The following is a 16,279-nucleotide window of genomic DNA, read 5'->3' on the forward strand; positions in this document are numbered from 1 at the left end:
GCTCACAGCACGGATCCGATCCGCACCCTCGCCAGTATCGGCCAGGGGTGTCGCGGGCCGTTTTCCGTGCGCGACGCGATTCCGAGTACGGTCAGCTCATGCCTGAGGGCGATACGGTCTTTCTCACCGCCGCGCGACTGCGCCGGGCACTCGCGGGTAAGACCCTGGTACGCAGTGATTTCCGGGTGCCGAGGTATGCGACGGTCGATCTGGTCGGGCAGCGCGTGGACGAGGTCGGCAGTTACGGCAAGCATCTGTTCATCCGCACCGCCGAGGCCAGTATCCACACCCATCTGAAGATGGAGGGCGTGTGGCGCACCTACTGCGTCGGGGAGCGCTGGACGCGCCCTCGCGTAACGGCACGCGTGGTCCTGACCACCGACGACACCGAGGCGGTCGGCTTCTCCCTCGGCAAGGTCGAGGTGCTCGCGAGATCCGAGGAGCACACCGCGATCGCACATCTCGGCCCGGACCTGCTCGGCCCCGATTGGGATGCGGCCGAGGCGATCCGGCGCTTGTCGCGATATCCGGAGCAGCCGATCGGACTAGCCCTGCTCGATCAACGCAATCTGGCGGGCATCGGCAACATCTACCGCAGTGAGATCTGCTTCCTGCGCCGCGTGCACCCGGCGACACCGGTGCGCGCTGTCCCGGACCTACCGGCGCTGGTCGAAGAGGCGCACCGAGTCCTCACCCAGGCCGCGACCAAGCCACCGTGGCGCGCCCTGGTCTACGGCCGACAGCGCTGGGCATGCCAACGCTGCGGCGGCCCGATCCGAGTCAGACCCCTGGCCGAGACCACACCACCATCGGACCGGATCACCCAGCGCGAACGCGGCATCTACTTCTGTCCGAAGTGTCAGCCGGAGCCGAACACGAGCTGATCGGATGCTCGGCCGGGCTCACATCCGGCGAGCCGTTGGCGCCGACCTTTGTCCCAGTGCCCAACCAGCCTTCGGACTCGTTCGGCGTGTCTGGTTGCATGGCGCAGAGAACTTTCCGCGCCGCAGAGTCTTACGCACAGCCGGCCGGGAAGACGAGGACCGGGCTGCGCACGAGGAGACGAGATGCGATCGTTGACGGTTCCCGCCGACGACGGGACTCTGCTGCATGTCGGTGTCACCGGATGTGGTCCTGACGTTGTGGTCCTGTCCGGTGGACCTGGCTGCGTCCATTATCTGGAGGATGACACGCTGGCGCCGCGCGGGATGCGGGCGTGGTATCCGGAACCGAGAGGTGTCGGGCGCTCCGAAGGCGGACCGCACGACCTCGCTCAGGCGGTGGCCGATATCGAGGCGGTGCGACGGGCCGCGGGTGTCGACAGTTGGGGGGTGCTCGGCCATTCGTGGGGGTCGGATCTGGGGGTGCGTTACGGGCTCGATCATCCCGATCGTGTCGGGTTCGTGGTCGGGGTCGCCGGGCACGGGTTACATAAAGATCGCACCTGGTCCGAGGTGTACGAGTCCTCGCGACATGTGGAAGACGACCTCGAGATCGACTGGGAACCGGCCGTTCATGCCGCTCTGAGCGCGTCCTTCGTGGAATGGATTCACGAACCCGACCTGCTCCGCCGTCTGGCCGATTCGACTGTCGCCATGACATTCGTCGGCCTGGAACACGACATCCGTCCGTCCTGGCCGCTGCGGCAGCTCGCCGCTCTGATTCCGAACGGCAGATTCGAAGTGCTGCCTGGGGTCGGCCACAACCTGTGGTCGACCGATCCGCGGGAGTGGGTCGACCTCGTCACCAGAACGTGCGCAAGGTCCAACTCATCGGCGATGACGCCGCCTCGGTCGTAGTTCGACGTCGCTCAACACTTCTCGTGTCGGCGGTGTGGGGAATGGCGACAGTTGCGCCCCGGCTCGGTGGAAAGTGCAGTAGAGGCGGTGGGTTCGCTGCTTGCGCTACCTTCGATGCGGTGAGCACCGAACGCCGCACCGCCGCTGCCGCCAGCACTTCGGCTCGCTCGAATTCGACCGAGGCGGCCGACGGCAGAACGCGCGATCTCGACGGTGGAGGCGCCCCCGACGGTGATCACCGAAGCGGGGCCGATCGAGACGGCGCCGACCTGGGCGATGCCCACGAGGCCGTTCTCGACGGTGGCGCCGCCGAGAACGGTACGGACCGAGGCGGTTCCGGCGTGGCGCGGCGGGCTACGCGGCGGCGGATGTCAGCGGTCGAGCGGCGGGCGCAGCTGCTCGATATCGTTCGCGATATCGTCGCCGCCGAGGGCTTCGCGGCGGTCACCATCGATCGGGTGGCGCGGGCGGCGCAGGTGGCTCGTGCGCTGGTTTATCAGCAGTTCAGCGACCTGTCCGGGCTGGTGACCGCGCTGGTGGATCGGGAGAGCGCCATCGCGATGGCCGGGATCGGCGGCATCGATCGCGCCGAGGATATCGACCAGGTCAGCAGCGGTATTCTCGCTCACCTACATGCCGCACCGACCAGTTGGCGCATCGTGCTCAGCCCGCCCGATGGCGGTCCGCCGGATCTGCGGGAACGGCTCGAGTCGGGTCGCGCGTTCGCCAGGGTGATCGGCGCGCGGCAGCTGTCGCGCTACACCGGCGTCGATGTCGACCCTGACGGCGCCACTCAGCGCCTCATGCTCGCGGCCACCGAGGAACTGGCGCGGCTGCACCTCACCGATCCGGTCACCTACCCGGACGAGCTGTTCCTGCGCTATCTGCGCGCGCTGATGCTGTGGTCGGCGGACATGGAAACGCCGGGCGACTGAACCGGTCTCAGCCGGCCGGCAGGATTCGAGGATTTGCGCGCTCGGTCCAGATGCCGCAACGCGCGGTGCGCCGGCGGGACCGAGTTGTCCGACGGGACCGGCTCGAGGATTTCCGAACGCTGCGAAGCGCATTCCGTCGGTTGGCCCAGGACGAGGCTGGGCGGGCGGGGCGCTCGGTCAGAGTCAGCCGAGCCTCGGCGCGGGTGCTGTCGGGTTCGACCGCGCGGGCGCAGTCGCGCGCGGTCAGCTGTCGAGGGTCCGAGGCGCGGGCGCCCCGAGCGCGGTGCACCGGCGGGATCTAAACCTAGCTGTCCAACGGGACCGGTTCGAGGATTTCCGGGCGCGGTTCGGGCGCGGCGACGCGGAGTGCGTCGGCGGAGGTGTCGTCGGGTTGGGTCTGGGAGCGGATCTCGGCTTCGACTCGCGCGCGGTAGGTGCTGATCTCGCGGTCCACCTCGGCGGCGTCCCAGCCGAGTATCGGCGCGACCAGGTTCGCGACCTGTTCGGCGCAGTCGGCGCCGCGGTGCGAGTACTCGATGGAGATGCGGGTGCGCCGCGCCAGGATGTCGTCGAGGTGCAGCGCGCCTTCGGCGGCCGCCGCGTAGACCACCTCGACCTGGAGATAGCTGGGCGCGTCGGTGATCGGTTGCAGCAGTTCGGGTTTGCCTTCCGCCATGGCCATCACCTCGTCGATGAGCGAACCGTAGCGGTCGAGCAGGTGTTTGATCCGGTACGGGTGCACGCCGTAGGTCTCGGCGAGGTGCACGGTCTGGTTGACCAGCGCGAAATAGCCGTCGGCGCCGAGCAGCGGCACCTTCTCGGTGATCGAGGGCGACACCCGCGCCGGAATGTCTTGCGCCGCTTCGTCCATCGCGTCGTAGGCCATCACCCGGTAGGTGGTGTACTTGCCGCCCGCGATGGCGACGAGTCCGGGCGCGATCCGCGCCACGGCGTGCTCGCGCGACAGTTTGGAGGTGGCGTCGTCCTCCCCCGCGAGCAGTGGGCGCAGGCCCGCGTACACGCCGTCGATATCGGCGTGGGTGAGGGGGGTGACCAGTACCCCGTTGACCAGGTTCAGCAGGTAGTCGATATCGGCCTTGGTCGCGGAGGGATGAGCCAGGTCGAGATTCCAGTCGGTGTCGGTGGTGCCGATGATCCAGTGCGCGCCCCACGGGATCACGAACAGCACCGAGGTGGCGGTGCGCAGGATGATGGCGGTGTCGCTGACCACGCGGTCGCGCGGGACCACGATGTGGACGCCTTTGGAGGCTCGCACGCGGAAACGGCCGCGATTGTGCGAGAGCGCCTGCACCTCGTCGGTCCACACACCGGTGGCGTTGATCACCACGTGCGCGCGGACCTCGGCGTTGCGCCCGTCCTCGCTGTCGCGCACCTTGACGCCGGTGATGCGGTCGGCCTCGCGCAGGAACCCGACGACCTGGGTCGAGGTGCGGATCACCGCGCCGTAGTGCGCCGCGGTGCGGGCAACCATCATGGTGTGTCGCGCGTCGTCTACGACGGTGTCGTAGTAGGTGACGCCGCCGATCAGCGCGTTGCGCCGCAGGCCGGGCGCCAGCCGCAGGGCGCCGGAACGCGTCAGATGACGCTGTCCCGGAACGGATTTCGCGCCGCCCATGGTGTCGTAGAGCACCAGCCCGGAGGCCACGTACGGGCGTTCCCAGCCGCGGTTGGTGAGCGGATACAGGAAGCGCAGCGGTTTCACCAGGTGCGGGGCCAGGGTCGACAGCGCCAGCTCGCGTTCCCGCAGCGCCTCGCGGACCAGGCCGAATTCCAGCTGTTCGAGATAGCGCAGGCCGCCGTGGAACATCTTCGAGGAGCGGCTCGAGGTGCCGGATGCGAGATCACGCGCCTCGACCAGCGCCACCCGCAGGCCACGGGTGGCCGCGTCCAGCGCGATACCGGCGCCGACGATGCCGCCGCCGACCACGACGACGTCGAAGTGGTCCTTGCCGAAACGCTCCCACGCCGTGCGCCGAAGTTCCGGGCTCAGGAACTGGGCGTCCGGTTTACTCGTCATACTCGCCTCCTCCAACCGGCGACGTCGGATCTCGATGTCGGCACGGGTAGGTTCCGCCACGGATCGGGGGTCGCGCTCCAGGCTCTGCGACTACAGGCTAGGCGAACCGGCACCGTTCCACTCGGGGAGCGATCCCGTGTCGCCGCGCCATACCAGCTGGTAACACCGCCACCCTACTGGGAACACCGCCCGCTCGCCCGCCACCGAAATACTCGTCACATTCGGGCGCGACCCGCGACCTGTTTAGTAGCCTGCTCGAATGCGTCGCTATGTGGCCGCCATCGACCAGGGCACGACCTCCAGCAGGTGCATCGTCTTCGACCGAGGGGGCCGGGTCGTCGGGGTGGCCCAGCGCGAGCACGAACAGATCTTCCCTCGGCCCGGCTGGGTCGAACACGATCCGCGAACCATATGGCGCAATACCGAACTCGTCATCGGCGAAGTACTCGACAGCCTCGACCTCACCCGCGACGACATCGCCGCGGTCGGGGTCACCAATCAGCGGGAGACCACCGTCGTCTGGGATCGCGCCACCGGCGAGCCGATCCACAATGCCATCGTCTGGCAGGACACCCGCACCGACCGGCTCGTCACCGAACTCGGCGGCGATATCGGGCCGACCCGCTACCAGGAACGCACCGGCCTGCCGCTGTCCACCTACTTCGCGGGACCGAAACTGCGCTGGATACTCGACACCGTCGAGGGCGCCCGCGAGCGAGCCGAGGCGGGCGAGCTGTGTTTCGGCACCATCGACAGCTGGGTGCTGTGGAACCTGACGGGCGAGCACCTCACCGACGTCACCAACGCCTCGCGCACCATGCTGATGGATCTGCGCACCCTGCGCTGGGATCCGGAGATCTGTGCCGAGTTCGGTGTGCCGAAGTCGATGCTGCCCGAGATCCGCAGCTCCTCGGAGGTGTACCGGGAGATCGTTTCCGGCCCGTTGGCGGGCGTGCCGGTCGCGGGCATCCTCGGCGATCAGCAGGCCGCGACCTTCGGTCAGGCGTGCCTGTCTCCCGGCGAGGCCAAGAACACCTACGGCACCGGCAATTTCATGCTGCTCAACACCGGAACCACACCGGTGCTCAGCAAGCACGGCCTGCTCACCACCGTCTGCTACCGGCTCGGCGAGCAACCCGCCGTCTACGCGCTCGAGGGTTCCATCGCGGTCACCGGGTCGCTGGTGCAGTGGTTCCGTGACAATCTCGGCATCATCTCCGCCGCCGAGGAGATCGAATCGCTGGCACGCGAGGTCGACGACAACGGCGGCGCGTACATCGTGCCCGCCTTCTCCGGCCTGTTCGCGCCGCGCTGGCGTTCCGATGCCCGCGGCGTCATCGCGGGCCTCACCCGTTTCGTGAACAAAGCGCACCTGGCGCGCGCCGTCCTGGAATCCACCGCGTTCCAGACCCGCGAGGTGGTCGACGCCATGCGCGCCGACGCCGAATCCGAAAGTCTCGGACTGGAATTGACCACGCTGAAGGTCGACGGCGGCATGGTCGGCAACGATCTGCTCATGCAGTTCCAGGCCGACATCCTCGACGTGCCGGTGGTGCGTCCGGTGGTGAACGAGACCACCGCGCTCGGCGCGGCCTACGCCGCCGGACTCGCGGTCGGCTACTGGCCGAGCACCGAGGAGATCGTCGCGAACTGGGCGGCCGACCGAACCTGGCGACCGACGATGACCGAACGGGACCGGTCGGACCACCTGCGCGCCTGGAACAAGGCGGTCGAACGCACCTACGCCTGGGTCGACTGAACCTGAACGCACCCAAACCTGGACCGTCCCGAAATTGGACCGACCCGAAATTGGACCGACCGAACCGGAGCCGACCCGAACCAGGGGCCGACAAAGCCGGGGCAACCGAACCTGAACCGAATCAACCAGTGGTCGGCTGAACCCGGGTCGATCGAGCCCCGGCGACCCGCCTGGACAGATCGCCCACGGCTAACCGAGTCCGGTGGACCGAATCGAGAGCTACGTGGAAGCGGACGCGGCGGCGTGCGCACCGGCGAGCCGCCGCACGGCCTCCTCCAGCCTCCCCGCATCCGAGGTGGTGAAACACATTCGTAGGGCGGTCCGGTAGTCGGTGTCCACCGCGAACGCCGCACCCGGCACGTAGGCGACCCCGTGTTCGACCGCCGTAGCCAACAGGTCCGAGGTGTCGGTGCCGTCGGTGAAGGTGGCCCACACGAACATGCCGCCCTCGGCGTCGGTGCAGGCGACCCGGTCGCCGAATGTGTCGCGCACCGCGTGCACCAGCGCCTTGGCGCGATCGCTGTAGGTGGCGCGGACCAGATCGATGTGGGCGGCCAGCCAGGTGCGATCGGCGAGCAGGTCTGCCGCGATCTGCTGGGTGAGCGCCGATCCGCACAGGTCGGCGCCCTGCTTGAGGAGTTCGACGGCGCGGCAGACCGGCTCGGGGGCCACCATCCAGCCCACCCGAAGGGTCGGCGAGATGATCTTGGAGGCGCTGGAGAGCCGGATCACCGCGGGCGAGTACGTGGCGACCGGTGCTGGAGCGGGACGGTCGAACCACAGTTCCCCGTACGGGTCGTCCTCGATCACCCAGAAACCGTGCGCGTCGGCGAGTGCGGCGAGGTCGCGGCGGCGGCGCGGGCTCATGGTGACCCCGCCCGGATTGTGGAAGGTGCTGACCGTGTGCACGACGGCGGGGCGTTCACCGCGCGCGAGCAGATCGGCCAGCGCGTCGACCCGCATGCCCTCCGCGTCCAGCGGAACCGCGAGGATACGCGCGCCCGCGGCGCGGAAGACCTGGAGCGCGCCGATATAGGCCGGGTCCTCGACGACGACCAGCGCACCCGGATCGAGCAGCACCTCCGCGAGCAGGGCGAGCGCCTGCTGCGACCCGTGTGTGACGAAGACCTCCTCGACGGGCACCGCGCGGCCCAGACCGGCCGATTCCCGCTCGGCGACGACCGCGCGCAGCGGCCCCCAGCCCCGCGATTCGGTGTACTGCAAGACCTCGCTGCCGCGCAGCGCGTCGGCGGCGGCGCGGGCGATCCGCTCGCGCGGCATCAGTTGGGCATCGGGCAGGCCACCCGCCAATCCGATGATCTCCGCCCGCGAGGTCAGCTCGAGCAGGTCGCGGATGGCCGAACTGCGCAGGCCGTCGAGTTTGCGCGAGAGCGGTGGCCGATTCGGCGACATGTGACCTCCCGGAGTGCGTTCACCACTACCATTGCACACGCTGACCAGAATATGAAACCATATTCCCACTATATGAAATAGCCGAACCGCTCTTCGGGACGCGACGAGAACGGGCTGCCGCCGCGGGATTCGCACCAGTGGCGACAGCCCGTTCCTGCGTAATGGATCAGCCGCGCTCCCTGATCGCGAAAACCAAGGTCCTACCCTCGCGCTCGACGGTGATCACGGTCTGTCGGTACACCGTCGTCGTGCCGTCGGGCCGGTGCTCGGTGAGATCGACGTCGAAGGAATCGGCGCCGAGTTCGGTGATCCGCAGGCAGTGCGTGGTGCCGGGCGGTATCTGCTCGGAGATCGCGCGCTGGATCACCTCGGCGGTGGAGATGTTCTCGGCGTCCGGCGCCACGAAACGACGGACCTTCTCGCCGCTGCGCTCCACGTAGAACGCGTACTGGAAGCCGAGGACGGCGTCCGGTCCGCGCAAGGTGTCACCCGGCCCGTTGCCGACGGTCACCTTGCCGTCCCGGCTGGCGGGACAGCTCAACGCCGCCGTGGTCTTCGGCGGCGGTGGCGCGGCCGTCGGCTGCTCGTCCTCGCCGCCGCCGCTACTCACCGCGACGATCACCACCACCAGCGCGATCACCACCGCGAGCGCGCCGACGATGCCGAGCGCCAACCGCGACACCGAGAAGCGCGAGCCGGAAGGTTCCGAGGTCGGCGCACCCGGCGCCAGGCGCTTGGCGATCGGGTCGTCGGCCCACGACAGACCCGATTCCGAGGGCGAAAGCTCCGGCGGCTTCGGCACCTCACCCGTGTCGGTCGGACTCCACCAGCGATCGGGGGACGGAGTCTTGGGCTCGGGGCGCTGACCCGCGTCGGTCTCGATGGGCGCCTCCGGCGCGGCCGATGCCTCGGGGGCGCGGTACTGGGGCGGGGGCACCATCGCGGCCGTGCCGCCCGCTGGACGCCAACCGACCTCGGGATGGTTGGCAGGCGCTTGTGGCACCGACCATCCCTGCGCCGGTTCCGCCTGCGGCGGGCCACCGAAATCCGCGACCGGACCACCGAAATCCGTCATCGGGCCACCGAAATCGGCCACCGGACCACCGAAATCGGCCACAGGCGGACCGAAATCCCCTACCGGGGGGCCGAAGTCGCCGACCGGCGGACCGAAATCGCCCACCGGCGGGCCGAATTCCGACCGGCGGCCTGCTTCGTCGTCCTTCGCGTCGCCTTCGGAAGCCACACCCAATCCTCTCCCTGCACACACGTGTGGGGCGGCCGCGAACGACCGCCCCACACGTGGCAAGCTCGTGTCAGTACTGGACCGAACCACCCCACTGAGTGGTGATACCAGCCACGTCGACCGTCTGCGGAACCACATCACCCGCCGGGACAATCGCCGGAAGTGTAACGCGCGACGCGGCGTCGAGTGCGGCGGCACCACCCGGCTGCGCGGCGATCCACTGCTCCACCGCGGCCTTGGCCGCGTTCACCTGAGTGGTGTCGAGCACGACGGTGTTCTTGTTGTCGGCCAGACCTTCGCCACCGGTGTAACTGGTGACCGAGATGGTGTTCGCGTCGACGAATTCGACCGAAACGCCCGCCTCGCCCGCGCCGGTCGGCGTGCGGTAACCGACGGTGCCGACGTAACCGGCCTGATTGCTGAAGTGGTGGGTGTTGGCGATGTACCCGGGCAGCAGCGTGCCGCCGTCGACATTCGCGCCGACCTCGGTGCGCGGACCCGTCATCTCCACGACCGGAGCCGCGGGGGCCGACTCGAGGCGAGGCGCCTCCCAGCGCGGCTGCACCAGCGTCTGCGATTCCGGCTGCGCCCCACGACTATTCGGGCCCGTGCCGGGAGTGGTGGCCCCCGGCGTTCCGGTACCGGTACCCGGCGTGGTGGCGCCAGGCTGCGTCGGCGCCGTCTCGGCGCCAGGAAGCGCCGGATCCGGTACGACGGCGGGTTGTCCTTGCCCGGCCTGGCCCGTCCCCGCCTGACCTGTCCCGGCCTGCCCCGGCACCGGCAGTGGCGCGACACGCGGGGTGGTGACACCCGGCTGCGTCGGCGCGGACAGCTTCGGATCCTTCTTCGGGTCCGGCATGACCTGATTCGGATCCGGCGTGGTGACACCCGGCTGGCTCGGAGTCGACTTCTTCTCCTGCTGGCCCGGATCCGGCTTCGTGGTCTCCGGCGAATTGTCCGACGGCGTACCTGTGCCCGGTTGCGTACCGGTGCCCGGTTGCGCGGGAGCAGGCGTGGTCGGCGTGCTCGGATCGTTCGGAACAGCCCCCGCCGGCGCCGCGAGAAGAGTCGCTACGGCCGCCGCCGCGGCCAGCGGCAACGACGTGCTTGCCATCGCTCGCTGCGCCCGACTCGGCTTACGATGTTTCACTTTTCGCAATTCCCTTTCCCGAATGCGAGCCACGCGGGCCGCACTCAGTTGTCCCTGGTGAGACGCTAGGTCGACGAACGAATCCGGGAGCCGACGGCTCCGGGAGCTCGATCACCGAACGACCTTCGCGCCGTTCGCCGTTCCCGCGGCGGAAAGGAAACTTCCCCCCGAACAGAACCCAAGCGACCGACCATCGATCGCATCCCTACCGGGGAGTCAACCATATGTTCGGCGTGCGGGCAACGCGTTGAAATGCAGCCGACGACAAGAACACTCGTGCGGCCGGCCGATGCCGACGAGTCGACCCACCCACTCGGACTCCCCTACCCAGGAACCTAGTGTCGAAACCCTTTCCTTGGCAAGTCCATCGGACCACGCCGACGCCAACACCCGGTGGCGGGCGGGTTTCGCGCGGGCGCGGCGATCAGTCCAGATCGTCGTGGCGCATGAGCAGCCGCGCCGCCTCGGTGACCGAACCGGTCAGCGACGGATAGACCGAGAACGTCTGCGCCAGATCGTTGACGGTGAGATTGTTCTGCACCGCAAGCGCGATCGGCAGGATCAGCTCCGAGGCGATCGGCGCGACCACGACGCCGCCGATCACCACACCGGTCGCCGGACGGCAGAAGATCTTGACGAAACCGCGGCGCAACCCCGACATCTTGGCGCGCGGATTCGTGTTGAGCGGCAGCATGACCGTGCGCGCCGGGGTCTGGCCGTCATCGATCGCGGTCTGGCTCACCCCGACCGTCGCGATCTCGGGACGCGTGAACACCGCCGAAGCCACCGTCTTCAACCGGATCGGGCTCACGCCCTCGCCGAGCGCGTGATACATCGCGATCCGCCCCTGCATCGCCGCCACGGACGCCAACGGCAGCAGCCCCGTGCAGTCGCCCGCGGCGTAGATGCCCGGCACCGCGGTACGCGACACCCGGTCCACCCGCAGGTACCCGCCGCGATCGAGTTCGATGCCGACCTGTTCGAGCCCGAGGTCACCGGTGTTCGGCGTCGAACCCACCGTCATCAGCGCGTGCGTGCCCGTCACCGTGCGCCCGTCGGACAGTTTCACCACGATCCCGTCGGCGGTGCGCTCCACCGCGTCGGCGCGCGCGTGCTTGACCAACTCGACGCCGCGCTCGGCCAACGCGTCCTCGAGTACCAGCGCGGCGTCGGCGTCCTCACCCGGCAGCACCCGGTCGCGACTCGAGACCAATTTCACCCGCACACCCAATTCGGTATAAGCGGAGACGAATTCGGCGCCCGTCACACCGGAACCGACCACGACCAGAGTCTCCGGCAATTCGCGCAGGTCGTAGAGCTGACGCCAGTTCAGGATGCGCTCGCCGTCGGGTTCGGCGCCCGGCAGTACCCGGGGACTCGCACCCGTCGCGATCAGCACCACCTCGGCCTCGAGCACCTCCAACTCACCGTCGTCGTGCGCGACCTGGATGCGATGGGTGGTCGACAAGCCGACCGCGGGTTCGATCAACCGCGCCCGCCCCGACAACACCGCGACACCCGCCGTCAGCAACTTGGAGCGAATATCGGAGGACTGCGCCAACGCCAGCGCCTTGACCCGCTCGTTCACCTCGGGCAACTCGACAGCGGCCTGACTCGGATCCAGGGTGATGCCGAGATCCTTGGCGCGCCGCAGATCGGTGCGGATACCCGTCGAGGCGATGAAGGTCTTCGACGGCACACAATCCCACAACACGCAGGCCCCGCCGATCCCGTCCCGGTCGACCAGCGTCACATCCGCGCCGTGCTGCGCCGCGACCAGCGCCGCCTCGTAACCGGCAGGGCCGCCGCCGATGATGGCAATGCGGGACATCGGATACCTCCGCTCGGGCTTTCGACCGGGACCTCCGGCGCGACTACAACGTTATCCGGCGAGCACCCCGCAACGCCTGTCGAGCCGACCCACGCAACCTGTTCGTCACCCCCGCCTGACATCACCTCACCCCACTCTGGGCGGGATATGGGCGATCCGCCAAGGTTATTGGCTACCCTTGCGTCGTGCCGATCTACGCCGCCTACGGGTCGAATATGGACTCGTCTCAGATGCTCGAGCGCTGTCCGCACTCCCCCATGTCCGGAACGGGCTGGTTGGAGGGCTGGCGACTCACTTTCGCCGGCGACGACATCGGCTGGGAAGGACCGCTGGCGACGGTCGTGGAAGAACCGGGTTCCCGGGTGTTCGTCGTCCTGTACGACGTCTCGCCCGAAGACGAACAACGCCTCGACCGCTGGGAGGGATCGGACTTCGGAATCCACAAGAAGATCCGGTTGCGCGTGACACCGAGTCCCGGCAGCGGCACCGACCCAAGGTTGGCTTGGCTGTACGTCCTCGACGCCTACGAAGGCGGCCTACCCTCGGCCCGCTACCTGGGCGTGATGGCCGACGCCGCCGAAAAGTCAGGCGCTCCAGAGGACTACGTCCACGCCCTACGCACCCGCAACAGCCGAAACGTCGGTCCCGGCAACTTCTCGGTCTGAGTTCATCGAGACCGACCGATAGCTCGGCACCCGCCGAGCGTCCCGCCAAGGACGTCGGGACCAACCACGACGGGCAGAGTTCACAACCGTTGAATGTCGGGCGGGCACTGCCTGATGTCGGTGAGGCACCTTTCACTTCGGGCGGGCCTCCCGGGACATCCGGGAGGCGCCTCGATCACCCGACTATGCCCCCAGCACCAGATTCGTCATGACTCGAACTCCCACCGCCAACGCGCGCTCATCGATATCGAACGTCGGCTGATGCAAATCCAACTGCTCCCCTACTCCTGACCAAACGCCGAGTCGGGCCATGGCGCCGGGGACCTCCTCGAGATACCAGGAGAAATCCTCTCCTCCCCCGGACTGCATGGTGTCGGCCAGGGCATCGGCACCCAACCCTCGAATAGCGTCCTCGAACATCCGAGTCGACTGCTCGTCGTTGACCACCGGCGGCACCCCCCGCCGATAGTTGAGCTGATACCGAACCCCGGTAGGCGCCAACAACCCGTCCACGATCTCGTGCACCATCGGCTCGAGCAACGACCAGGTCGCGTGGTCACCGGTCCGCACGGTCCCGGTGAGCATCCCGGTCTGCGGTATCGCATTGGGCGCTTTTCCGGCCGACACCGCACCCCAGACCATCACGGTGCTGGTCCGCGGATCGATCCGGCGACTGAGCAACCCTGGCAGCCCGGTGATCACGGTGCCGATGGCGTAGACCAGGTCACTGGTGAGATGTGGGCGTGAGGTGTGTCCGCCGGGCGAGTCGAGCACGAGTTCGACGGTGTCCGCGGCGGAGGTGATGGCGCCGACGCGGATGCCAAGCCGTCCCACTTCGAGTCGCGGGTCGCAGTGCAGCGCGAAGATGCGTTCGACGCCTTCCATCGCGCCCGCGGCGACCATGTCGATGGCGCCGCCCGGCATGACTTCTTCGGCGGGTTGGAAGACGAATCGGACGCCGACCGGCAGGTCCATGTCGGCGAGTGCGAGTGCGGTGCCGAGCAGGATGGTGGTGTGCGCGTCGTGGCCGCAGGCGTGGGAGACCCCTGGCACGCCGGAGGCGAAGCTCAGGCCGGTGAACTCTTGGAGCGGGAGGGCATCCATGTCGGCGCGTAGGCCGATGCGTGGCGCGTCGGTGGGACCGATGTCGCAGATCAGGCCGGTTCCGCCGGGCATCTTCCGAGGGGTGAGGCCCGCTTTGGTCAGCCACGTGGAGACGAATTCCGTGGTGGCGAACTCGGTGCGGGAGAGCTCGGGATTGGCGTGGATGTGGCGTCGCCATTGGATGAGGTCGACCGTGTGTTCGGCCAGCCACGCGTCGACCGCACCGGGTACGGGCGGGGTGGTGTGCGCCGCGTCTCCGGTCCGCTCGCTGTCGCCGCCTTGTTCGGTGATCGCGCACCCACCTCCTTCCGTATGCGCCGCCGACCCGCCGATTGTGCTCACCGAATGTCCTCCTGTCGCCGATTCGATAGTTGCAACAACCTGTCTCTCTGTACTTCATCGCGGGCGACGGCGATCGCGGTACGCGCGAGCGCCAGCGAGCCGTCGACGACCGCGCGATCCGCCGAGGCGTTGACACTGGCCGCGGCGAATCCGGGCTGGTGTGTCACCGCCCCACCGGCATCGATGCCGATGACCGGATGGATGCCGGGGATGACGTTGGTGACATTGCCCATATCGGTGCTGCCGAGCGGGCGGCGCTCCTCGAGTTCCGGTGCGATCGGCTCCCGTCCCAGCGCGGTGATCTGCTCGCGGTAGGCGCGCAGCAGGGCCGCGTCGGGCGTCAGCTCGGTGTAGGTCGGCGCGAGCGTCCGGACTTCGTGGGTGCAGCCGGTCGCCAGCGCGCCCGCCTCGAAACAAGCCGACGCTCGTCGCGTCAGTTCGTCGAGGGATGCGGAGTCGACTGCGCGTAGGTAGTACAGCAGTTCCGCACGTCCGGGCACGATGTTGGGGGCTACGCCACCGTCGCCGACTATACCGTGAAGTTGCTGTCCGGATCGGAGATGTTGGCGCAGCAATCCAAGGGCTACCTGGGCGATCGTCACCGCGTCACCGGCGTTTCGGCCCAATTCGGGTGCGGCGCTGGCATGCGCCTCCCGCCCGTGGAACACCACGCCGAGGTCGGCGAGGGCCAGCGAGCGCGCGCCCGCGATCTCGGTCGGCCCGGGATGCACCATCATGGCCATCGCGATGTCGTCGAAGACACCGCGTTCCAGCATCAGCACCTTGCCGCCGCCGCTCTCCTCGGCGGGGGTGCCGAGCACCACGACGGTCACGCCGAGCGCGTCGGCCACTTCGGCGAGTCCGAGGCCAGCGCCGACCCCGGCCGCGGCGATGATGTTGTGGCCGCAGGCGTGCCCGATCTCGGGCAGCGCGTCGTATTCGGCGCAGATGCCGACGGTGAGTTCACCGCTGCCGTAGCTGGCACGGAAGGCCGTCGGCAGATCGGCGACCCCGAGTTCGATCTCGAAGCCGCGTTCGGCCAGCGGTTCCACGGTCTTGGCGACGCTGCGGACCTCCTCGAACGCCAACTCCGGTTCGGCGTGGATGGCGTGCGAGAGATCGATCAGCCGTCGCGACGCGGCCGCGATCGCCTCGTCCGAGGCCGTGACCGTCGCATCCCTTGGCGGTGCAGGCATGCGACACAGTGTGGCACCCGCGCCCCGGTCGGGCGCGGCGCGAGTTCACCGGGCGGTTCGCGGCGCCGAGGGTCAGCCGGCGAAGCCGAGATTCTCGGGTGTGGTCGGCACCGCGAGTCCGGCGAGCGCCTCGGCGTGCAGTGCGCGCTTGATCACCGCTAGGTTGGGTTTGCGATTGCTCGCCAGCGCGGCGGCGCGCGCGACGGCGGTGTCGAGCAACGTCTCGGCATCGGCGGACTCGTCGACGATGCCCGCCGCGAGCGCGTCGCCCGCCGAATAGCGGTGGCCTGTGGTCATCGCCCGCACGCACACCTGATTCGGCAGCCGCCCGGTGAGCAGCGCGTTCATGCCGACGGTGAAGGGCATGCCGAGATGGATCTCGGGCAGGCACCAGTAGCCGCGGTCGGCGCGCATGACCCGGAAGTCGTGGGAGATGGCGAGCATCGCGCCCGCGCCGAAGGCGTGCCCGTTCACCGCGGCGACGGTCGGCATCGGGAAGGTGAGCAGCCGGTGGAACACCGCGTGCACCCGATCGAGGTAGTCGTGCATCTCGCCGAAGTTGGCGTAGAGCCAGTCGGTGTCGAGGCCGTTGCTGTAGAACTTGCCGGTGGCGACGGTGACCAGCGCCGCGGGCCCCTCGGACGCCTCGACCTCGTCGAGCAGCCCGTGGACTTCGGCGATCCAGTCCGGGTGGAAGCGGTTCTCGCCGTCGGTCTGTCCTTCGGTCCCGAGGTGCAGGACGAACACCTGCGCCGCGCCCGCCGCGCGCTCCAGATATGGCATGCGCGCAGCTTAGCCGGCCCG

13 protein-coding genes are annotated in these 16,279 nt (G+C 68.7%); 5 read left to right on the forward strand and 8 right to left on the reverse strand.

Going from position 1 to position 16,279, the window contains the following annotated elements; all coding sequences use genetic code 11:
• The first annotated feature begins 98 nt into the window (after positions 1-98).
• The 3 genes from IT779_RS14235 to IT779_RS14245 all read left to right on the forward strand — a co-directional run bounded on the left by IT779_RS14235 (position 99) and on the right by IT779_RS14245 (position 2,734).
• On the forward strand, positions 99-884 hold the full coding sequence (locus tag IT779_RS14235) for an Fpg/Nei family DNA glycosylase (protein WP_196149784.1): 786 nt from the start codon (positions 99-101) through the stop codon (positions 882-884).
• Positions 885-1,067: 183 nt separating this feature from the next.
• The gene (locus IT779_RS14240; protein WP_196149785.1) at positions 1,068-1,799 is read left to right on the forward strand and encodes an alpha/beta fold hydrolase; all 732 of its coding nucleotides are present in this window, start codon (positions 1,068-1,070) and stop codon (positions 1,797-1,799) included.
• 119 nt (positions 1,800-1,918) lie between these two features.
• Positions 1,919-2,734 (forward strand): TetR/AcrR family transcriptional regulator, encoded by an 816-nt coding sequence (locus IT779_RS14245; RefSeq protein ID WP_332838797.1) that lies wholly within the window; start codon positions 1,919-1,921, stop codon positions 2,732-2,734.
• 304 nt (positions 2,735-3,038) lie between these two features.
• Here the strand turns inward: IT779_RS14245 and IT779_RS14250 are convergent, their stop codons facing one another.
• A complete protein-coding gene (locus IT779_RS14250) occupies positions 3,039-4,772 on the reverse strand; it encodes a glycerol-3-phosphate dehydrogenase/oxidase (RefSeq protein ID WP_196149786.1) in 1,734 nt (577 codons plus the stop codon).
• Between the two features lie 259 nt (positions 4,773-5,031).
• Here IT779_RS14250 and glpK point away from each other — a divergent pair, with 259 nt between their 5' ends.
• Positions 5,032-6,531 (forward strand): glycerol kinase GlpK, encoded by a 1,500-nt coding sequence (glpK, locus tag IT779_RS14255; protein ID WP_196149787.1) that lies wholly within the window; start codon positions 5,032-5,034, stop codon positions 6,529-6,531.
• A gap of 219 nt (positions 6,532-6,750) precedes the next feature.
• Here glpK and IT779_RS14260 read toward each other — a convergent pair whose 3' ends face one another.
• The 4 genes from IT779_RS14260 to IT779_RS14275 form a co-directional block, all read right to left on the reverse strand.
• Positions 6,751-7,944, reverse strand: a complete 1,194-nt coding sequence (locus IT779_RS14260; RefSeq protein WP_196149788.1) for an aminotransferase-like domain-containing protein — start codon at positions 7,942-7,944, stop codon at positions 6,751-6,753.
• Between the two features lie 166 nt (positions 7,945-8,110).
• A complete protein-coding gene (locus tag IT779_RS14265; protein WP_332838798.1) occupies positions 8,111-9,187 on the reverse strand; it encodes a hypothetical protein in 1,077 nt (358 codons plus the stop codon).
• Between the two features lie 70 nt (positions 9,188-9,257).
• Entirely contained in the window at positions 9,258-10,301 is a 1,044-nt protein-coding gene (locus tag IT779_RS14270) for a hypothetical protein (protein ID WP_196149790.1), read from the reverse strand.
• 460 nt (positions 10,302-10,761) lie between these two features.
• Entirely contained in the window at positions 10,762-12,168 is a 1,407-nt protein-coding gene (locus IT779_RS14275; protein WP_196149791.1) for an NAD(P)H-quinone dehydrogenase, read from the reverse strand.
• 185 nt (positions 12,169-12,353) lie between these two features.
• Here IT779_RS14275 and IT779_RS14280 point away from each other — a divergent pair, with 185 nt between their 5' ends.
• A complete protein-coding gene (locus tag IT779_RS14280) occupies positions 12,354-12,833 on the forward strand; it encodes a gamma-glutamylcyclotransferase (protein ID WP_196149792.1) in 480 nt (159 codons plus the stop codon).
• Between the two features lie 183 nt (positions 12,834-13,016).
• On the opposite strand, the gene IT779_RS14285 is transcribed toward IT779_RS14280, so the two are convergent.
• The 3 genes from IT779_RS14285 to IT779_RS14295 all read right to left on the reverse strand — a co-directional run bounded on the left by IT779_RS14285 (position 13,017) and on the right by IT779_RS14295 (position 16,258).
• Positions 13,017-14,144, reverse strand: coding sequence for a M20 family metallopeptidase (locus IT779_RS14285; RefSeq protein WP_198428535.1), 1,128 nt, complete (start codon positions 14,142-14,144; stop codon positions 13,017-13,019).
• Positions 14,145-14,275: 131 nt separating this feature from the next.
• Positions 14,276-15,475 (reverse strand): M20 family metallopeptidase, encoded by a 1,200-nt coding sequence (locus IT779_RS14290; RefSeq protein ID WP_196149793.1) that lies wholly within the window; start codon positions 15,473-15,475, stop codon positions 14,276-14,278.
• A 72-nt stretch (positions 15,476-15,547) separates the two neighbouring features.
• Positions 15,548-16,258, reverse strand: coding sequence for an enoyl-CoA hydratase/isomerase family protein (locus IT779_RS14295; RefSeq protein ID WP_196149794.1), 711 nt, complete (start codon positions 16,256-16,258; stop codon positions 15,548-15,550).
• Positions 16,259-16,279: the final 21 nt, after the last annotated feature.

Origin of the sequence: Nocardia bovistercoris, assembly GCF_015674855.1 — a bacterium.
Lineage (GTDB): Bacteria > Actinomycetota > Actinomycetes > Mycobacteriales > Mycobacteriaceae > Nocardia > Nocardia bovistercoris.